This window comes from Vibrio sp. LB10LO1, assembly GCF_010092875.1.
Taxonomy (GTDB): Bacteria; Pseudomonadota; Gammaproteobacteria; order Enterobacterales; family Vibrionaceae; genus Vibrio; species Vibrio campbellii.
Map to the genome: position 1 here is coordinate 1 of NZ_JAADJW010000085.1, position 1269 is coordinate 1269.

The 1269-nt window shown below is 53.5% G+C and carries 1 rRNA gene; it reads left to right on the forward strand.

What is annotated here, in order from left to right:
• Positions 1 to 2 precede the first annotated feature (2 nt).
• A 16S ribosomal RNA gene (locus GXP65_RS24905) occupies positions 3 to 1269 on the forward strand; the annotation flags it as partial.

A 1269-nucleotide genomic window follows, 5' to 3' on the forward strand; every position in this document is an offset into this window, starting at 1 on the left:
TTAAATTGAAGAGTTTGATCATGGCTCAGATTGAACGCTGGCGGCAGGCCTAACACATGCAAGTCGAGCGGAAACGAGTTATCTGAACCTTCGGGGAACGATAACGGCGTCGAGCGGCGGACGGGTGAGTAATGCCTAGGAAATTGCCCTGATGTGGGGGATAACCATTGGAAACGATGGCTAATACCGCATAATGCCTACGGGCCAAAGAGGGGGACCTTCGGGCCTCTCGCGTCAGGATATGCCTAGGTGGGATTAGCTAGTTGGTGAGGTAAGGGCTCACCAAGGCGACGATCCCTAGCTGGTCTGAGAGGATGATCAGCCACACTGGAACTGAGACACGGTCCAGACTCCTACGGGAGGCAGCAGTGGGGAATATTGCACAATGGGCGCAAGCCTGATGCAGCCATGCCGCGTGTGTGAAGAAGGCCTTCGGGTTGTAAAGCACTTTCAGTCGTGAGGAAGGTAGTGTAGTTAATAGCTGCATTATTTGACGTTAGCGACAGAAGAAGCACCGGCTAACTCCGTGCCAGCAGCCGCGGTAATACGGAGGGTGCGAGCGTTAATCGGAATTACTGGGCGTAAAGCGCATGCAGGTGGTTTGTTAAGTCAGATGTGAAAGCCCGGGGCTCAACCTCGGAATTGCATTTGAAACTGGCAGACTAGAGTACTGTAGAGGGGGGTAGAATTTCAGGTGTAGCGGTGAAATGCGTAGAGATCTGAAGGAATACCGGTGGCGAAGGCGGCCCCCTGGACAGATACTGACACTCAGATGCGAAAGCGTGGGGAGCAAACAGGATTAGATACCCTGGTAGTCCACGCCGTAAACGATGTCTACTTGGAGGTTGTGGCCTTGAGCCGTGGCTTTCGGAGCTAACGCGTTAAGTAGACCGCCTGGGGAGTACGGTCGCAAGATTAAAACTCAAATGAATTGACGGGGGCCCGCACAAGCGGTGGAGCATGTGGTTTAATTCGATGCAACGCGAAGAACCTTACCTACTCTTGACATCCAGAGAACTTTCCAGAGATGGATTGGTGCCTTCGGGAACTCTGAGACAGGTGCTGCATGGCTGTCGTCAGCTCGTGTTGTGAAATGTTGGGTTAAGTCCCGCAACGAGCGCAACCCTTATCCTTGTTTGCCAGCGAGTAATGTCGGGAACTCCAGGGAGACTGCCGGTGATAAACCGGAGGAAGGTGGGGACGACGTCAAGTCATCATGGCCCTTACGAGTAGGGCTACACACGTGCTACAATGGCGCATACAGAGGGC